Source organism: Gardnerella sp. c10Ua_31 (genome assembly GCF_055700915.1).
In genome coordinates, this window is the sequence record NZ_JANUYG010000002.1 from 239,329 (window position 1) to 256,590 (window position 17,262).

29 protein-coding genes are annotated in these 17,262 nt (G+C 48.9%); all 29 read right to left on the bottom strand.

Features of this window, described 5'->3' with window-relative positions:
- Positions 1–8: 8 nt before the first annotated feature.
- Complete coding sequence (gene rpsM / locus NYP55_RS03450; RefSeq protein ID WP_004105472.1) at positions 9–386, bottom strand: 30S ribosomal protein S13; 378 nt, start codon at positions 384–386, stop codon at positions 9–11.
- Between the two features lie 144 nt (positions 387–530).
- On the bottom strand, positions 531–644 hold the full coding sequence (rpmJ, locus tag NYP55_RS03455; protein WP_003842636.1) for a 50S ribosomal protein L36: 114 nt from the start codon (positions 642–644) through the stop codon (positions 531–533).
- 21 nt (positions 645–665) lie between these two features.
- Complete coding sequence (gene infA / locus NYP55_RS03460) at positions 666–884, bottom strand: translation initiation factor IF-1 (protein WP_004105485.1); 219 nt, start codon at positions 882–884, stop codon at positions 666–668.
- Positions 885–1,031: 147 nt separating this feature from the next.
- On the bottom strand, positions 1,032–1,592 hold the full coding sequence (locus tag NYP55_RS03465; protein ID WP_410293975.1) for an adenylate kinase: 561 nt from the start codon (positions 1,590–1,592) through the stop codon (positions 1,032–1,034).
- Between the two features lie 66 nt (positions 1,593–1,658).
- Positions 1,659–2,999 (bottom strand): preprotein translocase subunit SecY, encoded by a 1,341-nt coding sequence (secY, locus tag NYP55_RS03470; RefSeq protein WP_004131704.1) that lies wholly within the window; start codon positions 2,997–2,999, stop codon positions 1,659–1,661.
- A 211-nt stretch (positions 3,000–3,210) separates the two neighbouring features.
- Positions 3,211–3,666, bottom strand: a complete 456-nt coding sequence (rplO, locus tag NYP55_RS03475) for a 50S ribosomal protein L15 (RefSeq protein ID WP_004131703.1) — start codon at positions 3,664–3,666, stop codon at positions 3,211–3,213.
- A gap of 2 nt (positions 3,667–3,668) precedes the next feature.
- Positions 3,669–3,851, bottom strand: a complete 183-nt coding sequence (gene rpmD, locus NYP55_RS03480; RefSeq protein WP_004131702.1) for a 50S ribosomal protein L30 — start codon at positions 3,849–3,851, stop codon at positions 3,669–3,671.
- Positions 3,851–4,579 carry a 30S ribosomal protein S5 gene (rpsE, locus tag NYP55_RS03485; RefSeq protein WP_004131701.1) on the bottom strand — a complete coding sequence of 243 codons (729 nt, stop codon included), beginning with the start codon at positions 4,577–4,579 and terminating at the stop codon, positions 3,851–3,853. Before rpsE ends, rpmD begins: the two co-directional genes overlap by 1 nt.
- Positions 4,576–4,947 (bottom strand): 50S ribosomal protein L18, encoded by a 372-nt coding sequence (rplR, locus tag NYP55_RS03490; protein WP_004114376.1) that lies wholly within the window; start codon positions 4,945–4,947, stop codon positions 4,576–4,578. The genes rpsE and rplR overlap by 4 nt, the downstream gene beginning before the upstream one ends.
- Before the next feature lies 1 nt (position 4,948).
- The gene (gene rplF, locus NYP55_RS03495) at positions 4,949–5,488 is read right to left on the bottom strand and encodes a 50S ribosomal protein L6 (RefSeq protein ID WP_004133436.1); all 540 of its coding nucleotides are present in this window, start codon (positions 5,486–5,488) and stop codon (positions 4,949–4,951) included.
- A gap of 16 nt (positions 5,489–5,504) precedes the next feature.
- Positions 5,505–5,903, bottom strand: coding sequence for a 30S ribosomal protein S8 (rpsH, locus tag NYP55_RS03500; RefSeq protein ID WP_004131699.1), 399 nt, complete (start codon positions 5,901–5,903; stop codon positions 5,505–5,507).
- An 80-nt stretch (positions 5,904–5,983) separates the two neighbouring features.
- Positions 5,984–6,169, bottom strand: a complete 186-nt coding sequence (locus tag NYP55_RS03505; protein WP_004114370.1) for a type Z 30S ribosomal protein S14 — start codon at positions 6,167–6,169, stop codon at positions 5,984–5,986.
- A 1-nt stretch (position 6,170) separates the two neighbouring features.
- Positions 6,171–6,743 (bottom strand): 50S ribosomal protein L5, encoded by a 573-nt coding sequence (gene rplE / locus NYP55_RS03510; RefSeq protein ID WP_004114368.1) that lies wholly within the window; start codon positions 6,741–6,743, stop codon positions 6,171–6,173.
- Entirely contained in the window at positions 6,740–7,075 is a 336-nt protein-coding gene (gene rplX / locus NYP55_RS03515) for a 50S ribosomal protein L24 (RefSeq protein WP_004114367.1), read from the bottom strand. The genes rplE and rplX overlap by 4 nt, the downstream gene beginning before the upstream one ends.
- 1 nt (position 7,076) lies before the next feature.
- Positions 7,077–7,445, bottom strand: coding sequence for a 50S ribosomal protein L14 (rplN, locus tag NYP55_RS03520; RefSeq protein ID WP_004114366.1), 369 nt, complete (start codon positions 7,443–7,445; stop codon positions 7,077–7,079).
- 90 nt (positions 7,446–7,535) lie between these two features.
- Positions 7,536–7,802 carry a 30S ribosomal protein S17 gene (gene rpsQ / locus NYP55_RS03525; protein WP_004114365.1) on the bottom strand — a complete coding sequence of 89 codons (267 nt, stop codon included), beginning with the start codon at positions 7,800–7,802 and terminating at the stop codon, positions 7,536–7,538.
- A gap of 2 nt (positions 7,803–7,804) precedes the next feature.
- Positions 7,805–8,056: a 50S ribosomal protein L29 gene (rpmC, locus tag NYP55_RS03530; RefSeq protein WP_004105502.1), complete on the bottom strand. Its 252-nt coding sequence runs from the start codon at positions 8,054–8,056 to the stop codon at positions 7,805–7,807.
- Positions 8,056–8,475, bottom strand: coding sequence for a 50S ribosomal protein L16 (gene rplP / locus NYP55_RS03535; RefSeq protein ID WP_004114362.1), 420 nt, complete (start codon positions 8,473–8,475; stop codon positions 8,056–8,058). The genes rpmC and rplP overlap by 1 nt, the downstream gene beginning before the upstream one ends.
- 4 nt (positions 8,476–8,479) lie before the next feature.
- Entirely contained in the window at positions 8,480–9,295 is an 816-nt protein-coding gene (gene rpsC / locus NYP55_RS03540) for a 30S ribosomal protein S3 (protein WP_004131698.1), read from the bottom strand.
- A gap of 2 nt (positions 9,296–9,297) precedes the next feature.
- A complete protein-coding gene (gene rplV, locus NYP55_RS03545) occupies positions 9,298–9,657 on the bottom strand; it encodes a 50S ribosomal protein L22 (RefSeq protein WP_004131697.1) in 360 nt (119 codons plus the stop codon).
- Between the two features lie 16 nt (positions 9,658–9,673).
- Positions 9,674–9,952, bottom strand: coding sequence for a 30S ribosomal protein S19 (gene rpsS / locus NYP55_RS03550; protein WP_004114357.1), 279 nt, complete (start codon positions 9,950–9,952; stop codon positions 9,674–9,676).
- A gap of 15 nt (positions 9,953–9,967) precedes the next feature.
- On the bottom strand, positions 9,968–10,798 hold the full coding sequence (rplB, locus tag NYP55_RS03555; RefSeq protein ID WP_004114355.1) for a 50S ribosomal protein L2: 831 nt from the start codon (positions 10,796–10,798) through the stop codon (positions 9,968–9,970).
- Positions 10,799–10,832: 34 nt separating this feature from the next.
- Positions 10,833–11,129 carry a 50S ribosomal protein L23 gene (gene rplW, locus NYP55_RS03560; protein WP_472781580.1) on the bottom strand — a complete coding sequence of 99 codons (297 nt, stop codon included), beginning with the start codon at positions 11,127–11,129 and terminating at the stop codon, positions 10,833–10,835.
- 5 nt (positions 11,130–11,134) lie between these two features.
- Entirely contained in the window at positions 11,135–11,800 is a 666-nt protein-coding gene (gene rplD, locus NYP55_RS03565) for a 50S ribosomal protein L4 (RefSeq protein WP_004133440.1), read from the bottom strand.
- Between the two features lie 5 nt (positions 11,801–11,805).
- Entirely contained in the window at positions 11,806–12,456 is a 651-nt protein-coding gene (gene rplC / locus NYP55_RS03570; protein ID WP_004116043.1) for a 50S ribosomal protein L3, read from the bottom strand.
- Between the two features lie 15 nt (positions 12,457–12,471).
- Positions 12,472–12,780 (bottom strand): 30S ribosomal protein S10, encoded by a 309-nt coding sequence (rpsJ, locus tag NYP55_RS03575; RefSeq protein WP_003808013.1) that lies wholly within the window; start codon positions 12,778–12,780, stop codon positions 12,472–12,474.
- A gap of 395 nt (positions 12,781–13,175) precedes the next feature.
- On the bottom strand, positions 13,176–15,881 hold the full coding sequence (gene adhE, locus NYP55_RS03580) for a bifunctional acetaldehyde-CoA/alcohol dehydrogenase (RefSeq protein WP_102704758.1): 2,706 nt from the start codon (positions 15,879–15,881) through the stop codon (positions 13,176–13,178).
- 376 nt (positions 15,882–16,257) lie between these two features.
- The gene (gene rpsI / locus NYP55_RS03585) at positions 16,258–16,746 is read right to left on the bottom strand and encodes a 30S ribosomal protein S9 (RefSeq protein ID WP_004131694.1); all 489 of its coding nucleotides are present in this window, start codon (positions 16,744–16,746) and stop codon (positions 16,258–16,260) included.
- Between the two features lie 20 nt (positions 16,747–16,766).
- Positions 16,767–17,216: a 50S ribosomal protein L13 gene (gene rplM / locus NYP55_RS03590; protein WP_004131693.1), complete on the bottom strand. Its 450-nt coding sequence runs from the start codon at positions 17,214–17,216 to the stop codon at positions 16,767–16,769.
- Positions 17,217–17,262 lie beyond the last annotated feature (46 nt).

The following is a 17,262-nucleotide window of genomic DNA, read 5'->3' on the forward strand; positions in this document are numbered from 1 at the left end:
ACCACCGACTATCGGGTGGCCTTCTTCTTCCCGGCGACAGTACGCTTTGGACCCTTACGAGTACGAGCATTAGTCTTAGTACGCTGACCACGCACAGGAAGACCCTTGCGATGACGCTGGCCTTGATAGCAGTTGATCTGAATCTTACGACGGATGTCAGCGTCGATTTCACGACGCAAATCGCCTTCAATCTTATAGTTGGCCTCAAGATAATCACGCAAAGTGATTAACTGTTCATCCGTAAGATCCTTGACGCGGGTATCCGGATTAACACCGGTCGCGGCAAGCGTTTCCTTAGCGCGAGTGCGGCCTACACCAAAAATATAGGTGAGGGCAATCTCAATGCGCTTCTCATTGGGAATATCTACTCCGGCAAGACGTGCCATTGTAATTCCTTTACTATTACGCAGGTCGTGCACCAAGTCTCCCGCAATAATATCGATTATTTGCGGCCTGGGCCTGCGCACCCAGGGTTCAGCTTAAGCTGCGACTTAGCGCCTTATTCCTTTATATTCGCGGTGGAGATCCACTCAGCCCTGACGCTGCTTATGACGTGGGTTGATGCAAATCACCATGACGCGACCGTGACGGCGGATCACGCGGCAGTTTTCGCAGATCCTCTTCACGCTAGGGCTGACCTTCATGGTTTTCCTTTGCTTGTACCTTTACTTATAACGGTACGTAATACGTCCGCGGTTCAAATCGTAAGGACTCATCTCCAGCACAACACGATCTTGCGGAAGAATGCGAATGTAATTCTTACGCATTTTTCCCGAAATCGTAGCCAGTACAATGTGCTCGTTCTCAAGCTGAACGCGAAACATCGCGTTAGGTAGTGCTTCTACTACCGTGCCTTCGACTTCAATCACACCGTCTTTTGCCATGAGCCTCGTTCCGTTCCTTGGATATACTACTTTGCGCATCCGAAGACACGCCAATCTTCTATGATACAGTAAATGCGCCCAATACAACACTCGGCGTGTCGCAAGGGCGCATTACAAATATGAGAAAATCTAAATCTTAAATAAATCTCATACCAAGGATTCAACTATGCGATTGTTAATTTCGGCAATATCTCCAACGCCATCAACTTCAACAAGTTGACCGCGGGTTTCGTAAATATCCAACAAAGGAGCTGTTTCCTTCTCGTAAGTTTCCAAACGCTTAGCAATAACTTCTGGAGTATCGTCGGAACGACCCTGCTCTACAGCACGCTTTTGCATGCGCTCAAGCAAAACCTCACGCTCCGCCTCTAAAGCAACAACGTGATCGAGCGGAGTGCCAAGCTCTTCCAACATGCGATCAAGAGCCTGAACTTGAGAAGCGTTGCGAGGATAGCCATCTAGAATCCAGCCATTCTTTGCATCATCTTGAGCAAGACGATCTTTAACAATGCTATTTGTCAATTCATCTGGAACAAGCTCTCCCTTATCGAGATAACCTTGAACCTTCTTGCCAAGCTCCGTCTTATTCTTTAAGTTGTAACGGAAAATGTCGCCAGTAGAAATAGCAGGAATATTGTAATGCTCTGCAAGCAAAGCGGCTTGAGTGCCTTTACCTACTCCTTGCGGACCCATAATTAACAATCGCATATTAATCTCCTAGTTTTATGCCAATGCAAATCCAATACAAATATTAAACAAAACCTATCTGAAATACTACTTAGCAACCTGCTTATTATTGCTGTGATCAAACAGGAATCCAGCATACTGGAATTGCTCAGTTTGAGCCTTAGCTTGACGCAAAGTATCCAAGCCAACACCAGCAATAATCAGAATTGTTGTACCACCAAATGGAAGCTTCATATTAAGATGCAAAGACATAATCAAAACCGTTGGAATCAAAGCCACAAACAGCAAGTAAATAGCACCAACTGTGTTAAGCCTATTCATAACGTAGCTAAGATAACGGCTTGTAGCGCTACCAGCGCGAATACCAGGAATAAATCCGCCGTATTCCTTCATGTTGTCTGCAGTCTCATCTGGATTAAAAGTAATCTCGGTGTAGAAGAAGCAGAAGAACACGATCATAACGGTGTACAACGCTATGTACCAAACAGAAGTAGAGTTTGCTAAATTGGCATTAATCCAACGCACCCAATCCTTACGACTATCTCCAAATTGAGCAAGAAGTGTTGGAATAGCAAGAATCGAAGACGCAAAGATTGGTGGAATAACGCCACTCATATTCACCTTAAGAGGCAAGTATGTGGAAGAGCCGCCGTACATTTTGCGGCCAATCATTCGACGCGTGTACTGAACAGGGATTCTACGCTGAGCAAGCTCCACAAAGTCAACGAAAATAAGAATCACAAGGAAAACGCCAGCAACAATGGAGAACTTAGTCCAATCTCCATTAAGGCCATTCGTACCCCAACCGATTTCCCACAACTTTGGAAGGAATCCAGAGCAAATAGACATAAAGATTAATACAGACATACCCTGGCCAATACCCTTATCTGTAATAAGCTCTGCCATCCACATTATGAGGCCAGTGCCACCAGTCATGATTAAGACCATTACAATAAGGCTCCACATAGAACCGTCTGGAATAACCTGGCCGCATTGATAGTTAAATAGCGCGCCAGAACGAGCCGTAACCAAAATGGTAGTTGATTGCAAAACAGCCAAACCGATGGTTAAGTAACGGGTGTACTGAGTAAGTTTCGTTTCTCCAGACTGACCTTCTTTGTGAAGAGCCTCAAAGCGTGGAATCACAACTCTAAGCAACTGAATAACAATGGACGCCGTAATGTATGGCATAACGCCTAATGCAAAAATCGAAAGCTGCAAAAGAGAACCGCCAGAGAACAGATTCACCAACCCAATAAAGTTCTCGCTAGAAGAAGCCAGCTTAGCGGTGCAAGCTCGAATAACTTTGTAGTCAACTCCAGGAATCGGAATAAATGAGCCGATTCGGTAGATAATAATCATTGCGAAGACGAAGAGGATCTTATTCCTCAACTCCTTCGTCTTGAAGGCCTGGATTAACGTTTTCACCTGGGTCTTCCTCCCTTTTTTGCGCTACGATCTAGGCGCACCAGTAAAAAAACAAACTCTGAGGCAATAGTTTATATCACGGTACATACTGAAACAATAATTGAGTGAGTTTTGCAATAAAATAATCCCCCCAGTGCAAACTAGGGGGATTATTAAACAGTTAAATCACTGCGTTAATTAGCATTACTAGCTTAAGTATTACTACTTATTACTACTCTTCACTAACAGAGCCACCAGCAGCTTCGATCTTGGCTTTAGCGGATGCAGAAGCCTTAACTCCCTTAAGAGTCAAAGCAACCTTAAGATCGCCATCGCCCAAAACCTTAACTGGGTAACCATCACGCACAGCGCCCTTAACTACCAAATCAGCAACAGTGACTTCACCACCCTTTGGGAAGAGTTCTGCAAGGGCTGCAACATTAACAACCTGGAACTCCTTCTTGAATGGGCTCTTAAAGCCACGAAGCTTAGGCAAGCGCATGTAAAGTGGAAGCTGGCCGCCTTCAAAGCCTGGACGAACTTGGTAACGCTTCTTCGTACCTTTGTCTCCACGACCCGAAGTCTTACCCTTAGAGCCTTCACCACGACCCACGCGGATGCGATCCTTCTTAGCTCCTGGAGCTGGACGCAACGTGTGCATGTGCAACATTGGTTCTTCATTAGCCATAATCAGTCAACCTCCTCAACGCTCAGCAAGTGGCGAACGGCCATAACCAAGCCACGATTGACTGAATTGTCCTCGCGAACAACGCTTTGACCAATCTTGTGAAGGCCAAGAGTCTTAACGTTAGCGCGCTGACGCTCGGTGGAATGAACCAAACCGTGCACCAGAGTGATCTTTAAGTTAGCCATCACTCACCATCCTTTGCCTGGGCAGCCTTAGCAGCCTGAGCTTCTTCACGAGCCTTGCGTGCTTCGGCAATGCCAGCAGCGCGCTCACGAAGCAATGCGTCTGGTGCAACTTCCTCGAGGGAAAGTCCACGACGAGCGCAAATTTCTTCTGGCTCTTCAAGCTTCTTCAAAGCATCCACAGTAGCGCGAACCACGTTAACAGCGGTTGCGGAGCCCATGGACTTGGTGAGGATATCGGTAATGCCAGCGCACTCCATAACAGCACGCACAGCGCCACCAGCGATTACACCAGTACCTGGAGCAGCTGGACGAAGCAAAACTGTACCAGCAGCATCGTGACCCAACACAGGGTGAGTCACGGTACCACGAATGCGTGGAACAGTAAACATATGCTTCTTAGCGTCAAGCTGACCCTTAGCGATAGCTGCTGGAACTTCGCGAGACTTACCGTAACCAACACCAACAGTGCCCTTACCGTCGCCAACAACAACAAGTGCTGCAAAGCTAAAGGTACGGCCACCCTTGTGGGTCTTGGAAACACGGTTAATAGTAACTACGCGATCCAAAAGCTCTTCGCCGCGGTTTTCTTCACGACGGCTACGACGTTCGCTACGCTTACCTTCGCCCTTAGAACGACGGGAACGACGATCGTCGGTACGCTCCTCAGCGGATGCCTGAGTGTTCTGAGTTTCTTCAGCCACTTGGGTTTCCTTTTCGTTATCGCTCACAGTGCTAGACCTCCCTGACGGGCGCCTTCAGCTACGGCTGCGACGCGACCATGATACTTATTACCGCCACGATCGAAGATAACAGCGGTGATTCCCGCTTCCTTCGCCTTGGCTGCGATTAACTCGCCAACCTTGGTAGCAGCTTCAGTCTTCGTACCAGTAAAACCAGCGAAGTCAGAAGTCAAGGTGGAAGCGCTTACAAGGGTAAGACCCTTAGTGTCATCCACAATCTGAGCAACCATGTGACGGTTAGAACGAGAAACTACCAAACGTGGGCGCTCTGGAGTGCCAGAGATGCGCTTACGAAGGCGGGCGTGACGACGCAAACGTGCGACTTTGGTACCCTTACCGAAAATCTTAACGCTCATATCACTTACCAGCCTTTCCAGCCTTGCGCAAAATACGCTCATCGCTGTACTTAATGCCCTTGCCCTTATAAGGTTCTGGAGCACGAAGCTTGCGAATGTTAGCGGCAGCCTGACCAACGGCCTGCTTGTCAGTACCCTTGACGATTACCTGATTTGCGTTTGGCAATTCAAACTCAATGCCCTCAGGTGGCTGAACGGTAATAGTGTGCGAATAGCCGAGCGAGAACTCAATGCCCTTGCCCTTCATTACAGCACGATAACCAGTTCCAACAATGTCTAGAGTCTTGGCGTAGCCTTCGTGCACACCCTTAACCATAGACGCCACGATTGCGCGAGCCAAGCCGTGCTTTGCACGAGTTGGACGCAAATCGTCAACTGGGGTCAAAACGATCTTGCCATCAGCAACTTCAGCGGTAATACCTTCTGGAATTACATAGGAATCAGAGCCCTTAGCACCCTTAGCGCTAAAGGACTGACCTTCAATCTTAACTTCCACGCCTGCAGGAATGTCGACGGGGAGCTTACCAATATGCGATGCCATTTTCAGCTCTCCTTTCTCACCATACGTAGGCGACGATTTCGCCGCCAATGCCTCGATCGAGGCATTCCTTCTGAGTCAACAATCCCGAGCTGGTCGAGATAATAGCGATACCGAGACCGCCAAGAGGCATAGGCAAAGAATCAGACTTTGCGTAACGACGCAAGCCTGGCTTAGAGATGCGCTTAATGCCCTGGATGGAACGCTGACCATTGGAGCCGTACTTTAACGTAACTTCCAAAGTCTGTCCAACCTTAGCTTCTTTAGCAGCAAAGTCTTTAATGTAGCCTTCGCGCTTAAGAATCTCGGCGATATTCGCCTTGAATTTGGAGTACGGCATTTCCACGATATCGTGCTTTGCCGCGCTCGCATTACGCAGACGTGTCAACATGTCTGCGATAGGATCTGTCATTGTCATGTTGGGCTAACGCCCTTTCTCGCCGTGGTTTCCACCGCCTGTTTGTTATTTATAAAGCAGTGGACCTTCAGCGTCGATATTTACCAACTGGACTTCGTAACACCCGGCAACTCACCGCGATGTGCCTTTTCACGAAGGCATACACGGCACAGACCGAACTTGCGATACACGGAGTGAGGACGACCACAAACCTGGCAACGCGTATAAGCGCGCACCTTGAACTTCGGCTTAGCGGCCGCCTTGTTTTTCAGAGCGGTTTTTGCCATATCAGTTCTCCTTGAATGGGAAACCGAGGTGCTTAAGTAGCGACTTCGCTTCCACATCGTCCTTGGTGGTGGTCACCACGGTGATGTCCATACCACGCTGATGATCAATCGAATCAGGATCAATCTCGTGGAACATTGACTGCTCCGTAAGACCGAAGTTGTAGTTACCCTGACCGTCGAACTGGTTGCCATTAATACCACGGAAATCGCGGATACGTGGCAAAGCCAGAGTGAGCAAACGATCCAAGAATTCCCACATACGATCACCACGAAGAGTTACGTAAGCGCCAATAGCCTGGCCTTCGCGCAAATGGAACTGCGCAACAGACTTCTTAGCCTTAGTAACCTTTGGCTTCTGACCAGTGATTAAAGTGAGATCCTTAATCGCACCTTCGATAAGCTTGGAATCGCGAGCTGCAGCGCCAACGCCCATAGAGACGACGACCTTCTGCAAACGAGCCACCTGCATAGGATTAGTGTGGCCAAATTCCTTTTCCAAAGCTGGAACGATTTGATCATTGTATTGTTGCTTTAAGCGCGGAGTTGCCGGCGCTTCAACTGTAGTATCGGTCATGCCAGCTCCTTTCCGGACTTCTTAGCTACACGCACGCGCACGGTCTTTACTTTGCCGTCGCGAGCTTCTTGCTTAACAATCACGCCCACGCGGGTTGGTTGCTTGGTCTCTGGGTCAATCACCATAACGTTAGAACGGTGAATTGGAGCCTCAACAGAGACGATGCCTGCCTGCTGACCCTGCTGGGTAGCACGCACGTGCTTCTTAACAACCTGAACACCCTCGACGATCAAACGGTCTTCGGCGAGTACACGAAGTACTTTGCCTTCCTTACCGCGATCCTTGCCGCGGATAACCTTTACCTGGTCGCCGGACTTAATCTTGGCTACCATCTCAGATCACCTCCGGGGCGAGGGACACAATCTTCATGAAGCGCTTATCGCGCAATTCACGACCGACTGGTCCAAAGATACGAGTGCCCTTTGGTTCACGGCCGGAGCCGAGAATAACAGCGGCGTTCTCGTCGAACTTAATATAGGAACCATCAACACGACGATGTTCCTTGACAGTACGGACGACGACAGCCTTAACTACGTCGCCTTTCTTGACCGACCCGCCAGGAATAGCATCCTTAACGGAGGCGACGATGATGTCGCCGATGCCGGCATAGCGTCGCTTCGATCCACCGAGCACGCGGATGGCAAGTAATTCCTTAGCACCCGTGTTGTCGGCGACATGAAGCCGCGTTTCCTGCTGAATCATTGATTCTCCTTAGTCGAGCTGGTTCTCCCCGCTCACCCGTACCGCTCAAATAAGCAGCACAGGTGAAGCGCGGAGCCTTGCTGAACTTGTTTACTTGGCGCGCTCGATAATCGAGTCGAGACGCCAACGCTTGGTCTTGCTCAAAGGCCGAGTTTCCATAATACTCACGAGGTCGCCAATATGCGCCTCATTGTGTTCATCATGGGCCTTGACCTTGCGGGTGGAGCGGACGACTTTACCGTAAAGTGGGTGTGTCGAACGCTGCTCCAACTCCACGGCAATCGTCTTGTCCATGGCCTCGGACACGACGTAGCCGCGACGAACCTTGCGGAAGTTGCGCTCTTGGTTCTCAGCCATGCTTACTTCTCCTTGACCTCAGTGGCGCCAGGCTCTTGGCTGATGCCGAGTTCACGCTCACGCAGGATAGTATACATCCTGGCTATGTCGTGCTTGACCGCCTTGAGGCGAGCGCTGTTTTCAAGTTGACCAGTTGCTGCCTGGAAGCGCAAGTTAAAAAGCTCTTCCTTAGACTTCTTTAAGAAGCCTTCGATTTCAGCATTAGTCTTCTCGTTTAAATTCTTGATGGTGTAGTCTGCAGTTCCGACTGGCATCAGATGTCACCGCCTTCACGCGCAATAACACGGCATTTCATTGGGAGCTTGTCGATAGCGCGGCGCAAAGCCTCGCGAGCGACGTCCTCAGAAACACCACCGATCTCGAACATTACACGACCTGGGTGAATGTTGGCAATCCAGAATTCTGGAGCACCTTTACCGGAACCCATTCGTGCACCAAGCGGGTGCTTGGTTAATGGACGATCAGGGAAAACCGTAATCCACACGCGACCACCACGCTTAATATAGCGGGTCATTGCGATACGGGCTGCCTCGATCTGACGGTTAGTGATGTACGCCGGAGCCAGCGCCTGAATACCGAAATCGCCGAAAGCGATAGCGGTTCCACCCTTAGACATGCCGCTACGGGTAGGACGGTGCTGCTTGCGATATTTAGTCCTTTTTGGGATAAGCATCTGCTCACTCCTTCGTTTCCGTTGCGGCAGGAGCTTCAGCAGCTACAGCCTCGGCTGGCTTTTCGGCCTGTGCCTCGGTAGCCTTCTGCTGATTGGCAGAGCGTGCGCCACGACGTGGACGACGATCGCCACGGCGACCTTCACGCTTACCCTGCTGAGCCTGCTGCTCTTCAAACTCACGCTCAGTCATATCGCCCTTGTAAATCCAAACCTTTACGCCAATACGGCCATAAGTGGTCTTGGCTTCAAAGAAGCCGTAATCAATAAGGGCGCGCAAGGTCTGCAGTGGAACGCGACCTTCGCGGTAGAACTCAGAACGGCTCATTTCGGCGCCACCAAGGCGACCAGAGAGCTTAATACGGATACCCTTGGCACCTGCGCGCATTGCGTCCTGCTGTGCCTTACGCATAGCACGACGGAATGTAACGCGGTTAGTCAACTGTTCCGCAATTCCCTGAGCAACTAATTGAGCGTCAAGTGCAGCGTTCTTTACTTCAAAGATGTTGAGCTGTACTTGCTTACCAGTGAGCTTCTCAAGCTTTGCACGAACACGCTCGGCTTCTGCGCCACGACGACCGATAATAATACCTGGACGAGCGGTGTGAATATCCACACGAACGCGGTCACGGGTACGCTCGATAACAATGCGGGACACGCCTGCACGTTCGAGGTCATGGCTCATTTCCTTGCGAATCTTGTCATCCTCAAGGACGAAGTCACGGTAACGCTCGCCGGCTTTAGTAGAGTCGGAGAACCACCTAGAGCGATGATTCTCGGTAATGCCCAGGCGATAGCCGAAAGGATTGATCTTCTGACCCATCTTTAGCGATCCCCTTCCTTAAGCGAGACGATAACAGTGATATGGCTTGTGCGCTTGTTAATGCGCGCAGCGCGACCCTGTGCACGAGCGCGGAAACGCTTAAGCGTTACACCCTCATCCACATAAGTTTCCTTGATGACCAAGTTTTGCTCGCGGAATGGTTCTCCAGCTTTCTCAGCCTTAACGCGAGCATTAGCGATCGCGCTTTCAAGAACCTTGCGCACCGGCAACGATGCGTCTTGAGGAGCAAACTTCAAAATGGTAATAGCTTCGCTTGCACGCTTGCCTCGGATGAGGTCGACCATGCGGCGAGCCTTGCGCGGCGTCACACGTACGTGACGAGCGATTGCTTTAGCTTCCATGTGTCCTAACTCTCCTTTAGCGGCGTGCTTTCTTGTCGTCCTTCACATGACCCTTGAAGGTCTTGGTTGGGGCGAATTCACCGAGCTTATGACCAACCATTGCTTCGGTAACGAATACCGGCACATGCTTGCGGCCATCGTGTACGGCAAAGGTGTGTCCAATGAAATCAGGAGTGATCATCGAACGACGCGACCACGTCTTGATGACGTTATGCGTGCCCTTGTCGTTTTGTTCATCGACTTTCTTCTGTAAGTGGGCGTCGACGAAAGGGCCCTTCTTGATGCTACGAGTCATCTGTTCGACACTCCCTTACTTGCGGTTCTTACCATTCGGACGACGACGAACAATCATCTTGTTCGAAGCCTTCTTCGGACGGCGGGTACGAACCTCGCCCTTGCCCCATGGAGAAACAGGTGGTTTACCACCACGGGTACGACCACCATGAGGGTGATCAACAGGGTTCATAGATTCGCCTCGGGTGATTGGCCTGCGACCAAGCCAACGAGCACGACCTGCCTTACCAAGCTCGATATTAGCGTGGTCGGAGTTGCCAACCTCGCCGATTGTAGCGCGGCAACGAGCGTCCACGTTACGAATTTCGCCAGATGGCATACGCAACTGAGCGTAAGCGCCATCCTTAGCCACGAGCTGAACGGCAGCACCTGCGGAGCGTGCAATCTTTGCGCCACCAAGTGGACGAAGCTCGATTGCGTGAACCACGGTACCAGTTGGGATGTTCTTAAGAGGCAAGTTGTTGCCTGGCTTAATATCAGCCTGGGCGCCAGTCTCAATAACATCTCCCTGGGAAATGCCTTCAGGAGCGATAATGTAGCGCTTCTCACCATCTGCATAATGCAACAATGCGATGCGAGCGGAACGGTTAGGGTCATACTCAATATGAGCGACCTTTGCTGGCACGCCATCTTTGTCCCAACGCTTAAAATCGATGAGACGATACTGACGCTTGTGTCCGCCGCCGCGATGGCGGGAAGTCATGCGACCGTAAGAGTTACGACCGCCAGTTTTGCTGAGTTTGCGTACCAACGACTTTTCAGGAGTGGAACGCGTAATCTCGGAGAAGTCCGAAACCGAAGCGTTACGACGTCCTGCAGTCGTAGGCTTATAAACGCGGATAGCCATAATATAGTATTCCTTTACTTTTCTCGGCTAGCCTTCAGTTACCAAAGATATCGATTGTCTGGCCTTGTGCCACGGTGACAATAGCGCGCTTTTGATTCACACGACGACCGAAGCCGGTGCGAGAGCGCTTGAGCTTGCCAGCGCGATTCAAGGTGTTAACATTCGTTACCTTGACTTTGAAGATTTCTTCGACAGCCTGCTTGATCTGAACCTTGTTAGCTTTTGGAGCTACGACGAACGTGTACTGGCCACGATCGGAAGCTGCATAGCTTTTTTCAGAAACAACTGGCTTTAAGATGATGTCATGTGCTGGGTTATGGACTGCGACCATTGAAATCAGGCCTCCTTAACTTCAGGCTCGGTCTTAGCTGCAACGAAGGCTTCGAAACCTTCCTTGGAGAAGACGACGTACTGAGCGGTGATGACATCGTAGGTGTTGAGCTGATCAGCGAAGATCACATGCACCGTAGGAATGTTACGAACAGACATCCACTCGTTGATGTTCTCGCGAGAGAGAACAACAGTGGTGAACTGATCCTTAGTTACTGGTGTAAGTGCTGCAACAGCTGCCTTTGTGGATGGAACATCCTTAATGCCAAAGTCCACAATTGCAATGCGACCAGCATTTGCACGATCCGAAAGAGCATAACGAAGAGCAGCTGCCTTCATCTTCTTTGGAGTACGCTGATCGTACTTGCGAGGAACTGGACCGTGTACAACGCCACCATGTACCCACTGTGGAGCACGAATGGAGCCTTGACGAGCACGACCAGTGCCCTTTTGCTTCCATGGCTTCTTACCGCCACCAGATACGTTAGCGCGATTCTTAACCGCGTGAGTACCCTGGCGAGCAGCAGCAAGCTGAGCAATAACGACCTGATGAACCAATGGGCCATGAGCCAAAACGTCTTCGTTGGAGATGCCGAAAATCTCGGCAGGAGCTTCAACAGTGCCGTTTGCATTACCCTTGGTGTCAGTTACGTTCAGAGTTACGTTTGCCATTTAAATCAGGCTCCCTTCACTGCCGAACGGACTAGAACGATAGCACCCTTAGGTCCTGGAATAGCACCCTTGATAGCTAAAATACCGTTCTCAACATCCGAAGAAACGATTGTGAGGTTGAGCGCAGTAGAAGTCACATGACCCATGCGACCAGCCATACGCTTGCCCTTCAAAATGCGGCTTGGAGTTGCACATGCGCCCACAGAACCTGGACGACGTTCATTCTTGTGCGAGCCGTGAGTACGACGGTAAGACTTGAAGCCCCAACGCTTGATTGTGCCAGCAAAGCCTTTACCCTTTGTAGTACCCGTTACGTCAACTTCTGCACCTTCAGCAAATACTTCAGCGGTCAATTCCTGACCTGGCTTGTAATCTGCTGCATTTTCAGTGCGCACCTCAGCGAGGTGACGACGAGGAGTCACGCCAGCCTTTGCAAAGTGACCAGCCAATGGCTTGGTAACCTTGGTAGGATCAATCTGGCCATAACCGAGCTGCACGGCGCAATAACCGTCAGTTTCTTCGGTCTTAACAGCGGTAACTACGTTGGTAGCAACCTCAACCAGAGTTACGGGGACAAAAAGGCCGTTTTCATCCCAAACCTGGCTCATGCCCAGCTTACGGCCGAGCAAAGCAGTGCGATTCTTATTTTGCGACATTATTTACCCCCCTTCCTACAGCTTAATCTCGATATTTACATCCGCAGGCAGGTCAATGTGCATCAAAGAATCCACAGCCTTTGGCGTTGGATCAACGATGTCAATGAGGCGCTTATGAGTGCGCATCTCGAAATGCTCGCGAGAATCCTTATATTTGTGAGGAGAACGGATAACAACAAACACGTTCTTCTCGGTCGGCAGAGGAACCGGACCCACTACTGTGGCGCCCGCGTTCGTCACCGTCTCGACGATTTTCTTCGCCGATTGGTCGATGACCTCATGGTCATAGGACTTAAGCCTGATGCGGATTTTCTGTCCCGCCATTGCCGTCCGCCCTTTCTAGCGATTCGTTTACTGTTTACCAACCTGTATCAAAGGGCACCGGGAGAATAGACACTAAAGGCCATTCCACATCAGTGCGCAGCCTACAAAAATCAACAAAAAAAAACTGCGATTTCTGCTTCTGCGCTCGCTTTTTTGAATTACAACATGCGAGCCTTAAAAACAGGCAACTAAGTAATTAAACCATCAACCTTGGATTAACAAAAATCGGGCGTGTCGGCTATTTTCCAACGAAAAATGGCAGAAACTACAGCTAGTGCAGCCTCTGCCATTTGTAACTAAATATGCAATAATCATTCAATAATTACCTAGATAATCACTTAGATAACCACTTAGATAACCACTCAAATAATCATGCAATAAATTTTGCTTAAATTCTACTTCGATTCACGCTGTAGGCGCATACGATGTCCTTCTTCTTGAGAAACACCATAATACGCTGCAATCGCAATATCCTTCATATCTTCGATTTGAGGAATACGCGGATTTGCAGGAGCGCACTGATCTTCGTAAGCACGCATGCCAATCTGATCCAACAAAGACCAATAGTATTCTTCGTCCACACCGCACGCCTTAAACGATGCGTCCATGCCAAGAAGATTATCCCTGTAGTTTTCAACAGCGCGCGCCAAATTCTCTACGCCCTCTTGAGGAGTTTTACCAGGATTTACACCAAGATTCTTAGCAAGCTGCTGGTAGCGCTCTGGAGCGATATAGCGATTGTACTTTGGCCAGCTTGTAGGCTCTTGTGGAATTTGACCATTGTAGCGAATTACATATGGAAGCAAAATCGCATTTGTGTGGCCGTGCGCAACGTGGCACAAAGCCCCGATTGTATGTGCCATTGCGTGGCACATTCCAAGGAACGCCGAGCCAAACGCCATTCCAGCCATCGTAGCTGCATTATGCATCTTCTCTTGAGCTTGAATCTTGCGCTCAGGGTCATTAGCGTTCACAGAATCGTTAAGATTCTCCCAAATCAACTTTGCTGCATGCAATGCCATTGCGTCCGTAAAGTCGTTAGCATAAACAGAAGCAAAAGCTTCCATAGAGTGCGTCAAAGCGTCAAAACCAGAATCGCAAGCAAGCTTTCTAGGCTGCGTACGCGCCAAAACTGGATCCACGATTGCAACCGAAGGCGTAATCGCGTAATCCGTAATCGGGTACTTATAGCCAGTCTTATGGTCTGTAATAACAGCAAACGGAGTAACTTCCGATCCTGTTCCAGAAGACGTTGGTACGCAAATCAAGCAAGCTTTTTTGCCAAGAGGCGGAATCTTAAACGCGCGCTTTCTAATATCGAAGAACTTTTCGCGCAAATCAGCGAAGGAAATTTCTGGATGCTCGTAAAGAAGCCACATAATCTTTGCAGCATCCATAGGAGATCCGCCGCCAACAGCAATAATCGTGTCTGGCTGGAACTCTTCGCGCATCATTTCCGCGCCGCGCTCAACAGTTTCAACGCTTGGCTCTGGCTCAACGTAATCAATAATCCTAAACGTTACGCGGTTGTCTCTAGCACGAAGCTGATCAATCACCTTGTCTATAATGCCAAGCTGTTCCATCACTTTATCGCACACAATAACTGCGCGCTCAATGCCATACATGTCTCGCAAATAGCGAACAGCATTCGGCTCAAAATACGTTTTGGCCGGAATCTTGAACCATTGCATATTGTTATTCCTTCGCGCTATGCGCTTTATATTAATAAGATTTACCGCTTGAACGTTTCCAGAAACAGAGTTTCCACCATAAGAACCGCATCCCAAAGTTAAAGAAGGCGCGATTGCGTTGTAGATGTCCCCAACGCCACCCAAAGATCCTGGGGAGTTCCAAATGATTCGGCAAGCGTGCATGCGGCTTCCATATTCGCGAGCAAGCTGCTGATTGTTGGTATGAATCACAGCAGTGTGACCAGCTCCGTGCACAAGCATCTTCTCGCACATTTCAAAGCCTTGTTCCTTGTTATCTGCGCGCAGTAAAGCGTGAACAGGAGCCAACTTTTCCATTGTTAGAGGTTCCATCTCGCCAACTTCTTTGCACTCAGCAATAAGAATCACAGCATCTTCTGGAATCTCAAATCCAGCCTGTTGAGCAATAAATTGAGGAGACTTTCCAGGAACAACAGAATTAAGCTTTGGAGTTTGGCCACTATAAGACGTGCAACCAAACATGTACTTCTCGAGCTTTGCTTTTTCTTCTTCGTTTACAAAGTAAGCTTTACGGCGCTTTAATTCGAGCTTCAAAGGATCGTATACGTCTTTATGCGCAATAATCGCCTGCTCTGTTGCACAAATCATGCCGTAGTCAAAATGCTTTGAAAGCACTAAATCGTTTGCAGCGCGCTCAACATCTACGTCTGCATCAACGTATGCTGGAGCGTTTCCTGCACCAACGCCCAATGCTGGCTTACCAGAAGAATAAGCAGCTTTAACCATTCCAGGACCACCCGTTGCAAGAATTGTTGCAACATCTGGGTGCTTCATTAAAGCTCCCGTAGCTTCGATTGATGGATGCTCAATCCACTGAATGCAATTTTCTGGCGCTCCTGCTTCTATTGCAGCATCGCGCACAATTCTTGCCGCTTCTGCAGAGCACTTTTGGGCAAATGGATGGAAGCCAAAAATAATTGGGCAACGAGTTTTAAGCGCGATTAGCGACTTAAAAATGGCTGTAGACGTTGGATTTGTGACTGGCGTAACGCCTGCTACAATGCCAACTGGCTCAGCGATTTCGTCGATTCCAAGAACGTCGTCTTCTCTAATAATGCCTACTGTGCGCTGGCCTGCAAGATAATGCGTAATATGTTCGCATGCAAAGATGTTTTTTGTAGCTTTATCTTCAACTAATCCTCTGCCTGTTTCTTCAACAGCCATTTTTGCTAAGACTAAATGCTTGTTTAGAGCTGCAATCGATGCTTTTGCTACGATTCGGTCTACTTGAGTTTGATTTAACTTTTCAAATTCATCTAAAGCGACTTTTGCTTTTTTAGCTAACTCGTCAACTTCTTGCTTTGCAACTAATGCCGCTTGCTCTTTTTCATCGAGCACATTTTCTTGCGCTGTTTCTTGCGCTTGCGCCATTTGGTCCTCCTTGATCTTTAGATTCCTTACGTACTTCTACGCTTTTGGCACATCAACATTTACATGCATAATCTTCTATGAAAGACGCATCATAATGCTGGTATGTGATACATTTCACAATTTACTTGAATTACTGTACTATTTTGAGTTTGCAGCGAGTTGCGCTATTTATGAGCGAGGTTTATCCCCTAATGTTCGTTATTTGTTCTTATTTGTAATGATTTATGTGCGATTTGCTGAAAAATTTTCTAGAATGTTAGATTTAGCTGTTACTTACAAACGATTAATAACATTTAACTTGATTCTAGATTACACACGAATAAAAAATGGCTCCCAGCATAAGCCAGGAGCCATTGAAGTTGTAATTCTTCGCAGCTTAACGCTTCGAGAACTGAGGTGCACGACGTGCCTTGTGCAAACCAGCCTTCTTGCGTTCCACAACGCGAGCGTCGCGAGTCAAGAAGCCAGCCTTCTTCAAGGAAGCACGGTTTGCATCGCGGTCAATAGCGTTCAAAGCGCGGGCAACGCCCAAGCGGATTGCGCCAGCCTGACCAGTGGTGCCGCCGCCGTCTACCAAAACGACAACGTCGAACTTACCTTCAAGCTTTAGAAGCACGATTGGGGAATTAACTTCACGCTGCAATAAGCGAGATGGGAAGTATTCCTCAAGAGTGCGGCCATTAATAGTCCACTTACCAGAACCTGGAACCAAGCGAACGCGAGCAACGGCTTCCTTACGACGACCAGTGCCATAGCCTGGAGCGATAGCGGAAGTACCAGTGCCTGCACCAGCGTTGGTTTCGGTGGTGTAGCTAGTCAGTTCTTCTTCGTTCTCAAGAACCGCGGAGTTGTTGTTATCTACCATAATCATATTCTCCTTACGATTCACTTAGCCTGCTGGCTAACCTGAGAGATCTCGAAGACCTGTGGCTTTTGCGAAATATGAGGATGCTCAGCGCCAGTGAACACACGAAGGCGATCAAGCTGAACCTTAGCAAGACGATTCTTTGGAAGCATTCCCCTAACAGCGGAAACAATGATGCGCTTTGGATTCTTCTCCAAAAGCTCAGCATAGCTATCGCGGCGAAGTCCGCCTGGACGGCCAGAGTGGGAATACAATTCCTTGCTCAACTTATTGCCAGTCAAAGCAATCTTATCTGCGTTAATAATAATAACGTGATTGCCAGAATCAGCGTGAGGAGCATAAGTTGGCTTATTCTTACCACGAAGCAAAATAGCTACCTGGGAAGCCAAGCGACCAAGCACCACATCAGTGGCGTCGATAATGTACCAGTCATGAGTTAAATCTGCTGGTTTCGGTGTGAAAGTCTTCACAATCGTACCTTTTCTCTATTGTGTTTCGAGCTTTATATCTTCTTGG

Coding starts and splice junctions, on each gene's coding strand:
- rpsM (WP_004105472.1), bottom strand. CDS start 386: ATGGCACGTCTTGCCGGAGTAGATATTCCCAATGAGAAGCGCATTGAG.
- rpmJ (WP_003842636.1), bottom strand. CDS start 644: ATGAAGGTCAGCCCTAGCGTGAAGAGGATCTGCGAAAACTGCCGCGTG.
- infA (WP_004105485.1), bottom strand. CDS start 884: ATGGCAAAAGACGGTGTGATTGAAGTCGAAGGCACGGTAGTAGAAGCA.
- NYP55_RS03465 (WP_410293975.1), bottom strand. CDS start 1,592: ATGCGATTGTTAATTATGGGTCCGCAAGGAGTAGGTAAAGGCACTCAA.
- rplO (WP_004131703.1), bottom strand. CDS start 3,666: ATGGCTAATGAAGAACCAATGTTGCACATGCACACGTTGCGTCCAGCT.
- rpmD (WP_004131702.1), bottom strand. CDS start 3,851: ATGGCTAACTTAAAGATCACTCTGGTGCACGGTTTGGTTCATTCCACC.
- rplR (WP_004114376.1), bottom strand. CDS start 4,947: ATGAGCGTTAAGATTTTCGGTAAGGGTACCAAAGTCGCACGTTTGCGT.
- rplF (WP_004133436.1), bottom strand. CDS start 5,488: ATGGCATCGCATATTGGTAAGCTCCCCGTCGACATTCCTGCAGGCGTG.
- rpsH (WP_004131699.1), bottom strand. CDS start 5,903: ATGACAATGACAGATCCTATCGCAGACATGTTGACACGTCTGCGTAAT.
- NYP55_RS03505 (WP_004114370.1), bottom strand. CDS start 6,169: ATGGCAAAAACCGCTCTGAAAAACAAGGCGGCCGCTAAGCCGAAGTTC.
- rplE (WP_004114368.1), bottom strand. CDS start 6,743: ATGACCGATACTACAGTTGAAGCGCCGGCAACTCCGCGCTTAAAGCAA.
- rplX (WP_004114367.1), bottom strand. CDS start 7,075: ATGGTAGCCAAGATTAAGTCCGGCGACCAGGTAAAGGTTATCCGCGGC.
- rplN (WP_004114366.1), bottom strand. CDS start 7,445: ATGATTCAGCAGGAAACGCGGCTTCATGTCGCCGACAACACGGGTGCT.
- rpsQ (WP_004114365.1), bottom strand. CDS start 7,802: ATGGCTGAGAACCAAGAGCGCAACTTCCGCAAGGTTCGTCGCGGCTAC.
- rpmC (WP_004105502.1), bottom strand. CDS start 8,056: ATGCCAGTCGGAACTGCAGACTACACCATCAAGAATTTAAACGAGAAG.
- rplP (WP_004114362.1), bottom strand. CDS start 8,475: ATGCTTATCCCAAAAAGGACTAAATATCGCAAGCAGCACCGTCCTACC.
- rpsC (WP_004131698.1), bottom strand. CDS start 9,295: ATGGGTCAGAAGATCAATCCTTTCGGCTATCGCCTGGGCATTACCGAG.
- rplV (WP_004131697.1), bottom strand. CDS start 9,657: ATGGAAGCTAAAGCAATCGCTCGTCACGTACGTGTGACGCCGCGCAAG.
- rpsS (WP_004114357.1), bottom strand. CDS start 9,952: ATGACTCGTAGCATCAAGAAGGGCCCTTTCGTCGACGCCCACTTACAG.
- rplB (WP_004114355.1), bottom strand. CDS start 10,798: ATGGCTATCCGCGTTTATAAGCCTACGACTGCAGGACGTCGTAACGCT.
- rplW (WP_472781580.1), bottom strand. CDS start 11,129: ATGGTCGCAGTCCATAACCCAGCACATGACATCATCTTAAAGCCAGTT.
- rplD (WP_004133440.1), bottom strand. CDS start 11,800: ATGGCAAACGTAACTCTGAACGTAACTGACACCAAGGGTAATGCAAAC.
- rplC (WP_004116043.1), bottom strand. CDS start 12,456: ATGTCGCAAAATAAGAATCGCACTGCTTTGCTCGGCCGTAAGCTGGGC.
- rpsJ (WP_003808013.1), bottom strand. CDS start 12,780: ATGGCGGGACAGAAAATCCGCATCAGGCTTAAGTCCTATGACCATGAG.
- adhE (WP_102704758.1), bottom strand. CDS start 15,881: ATGGCGCAAGCGCAAGAAACAGCGCAAGAAAATGTGCTCGATGAAAAA.
- rpsI (WP_004131694.1), bottom strand. CDS start 16,746: ATGGTAGATAACAACAACTCCGCGGTTCTTGAGAACGAAGAAGAACTG.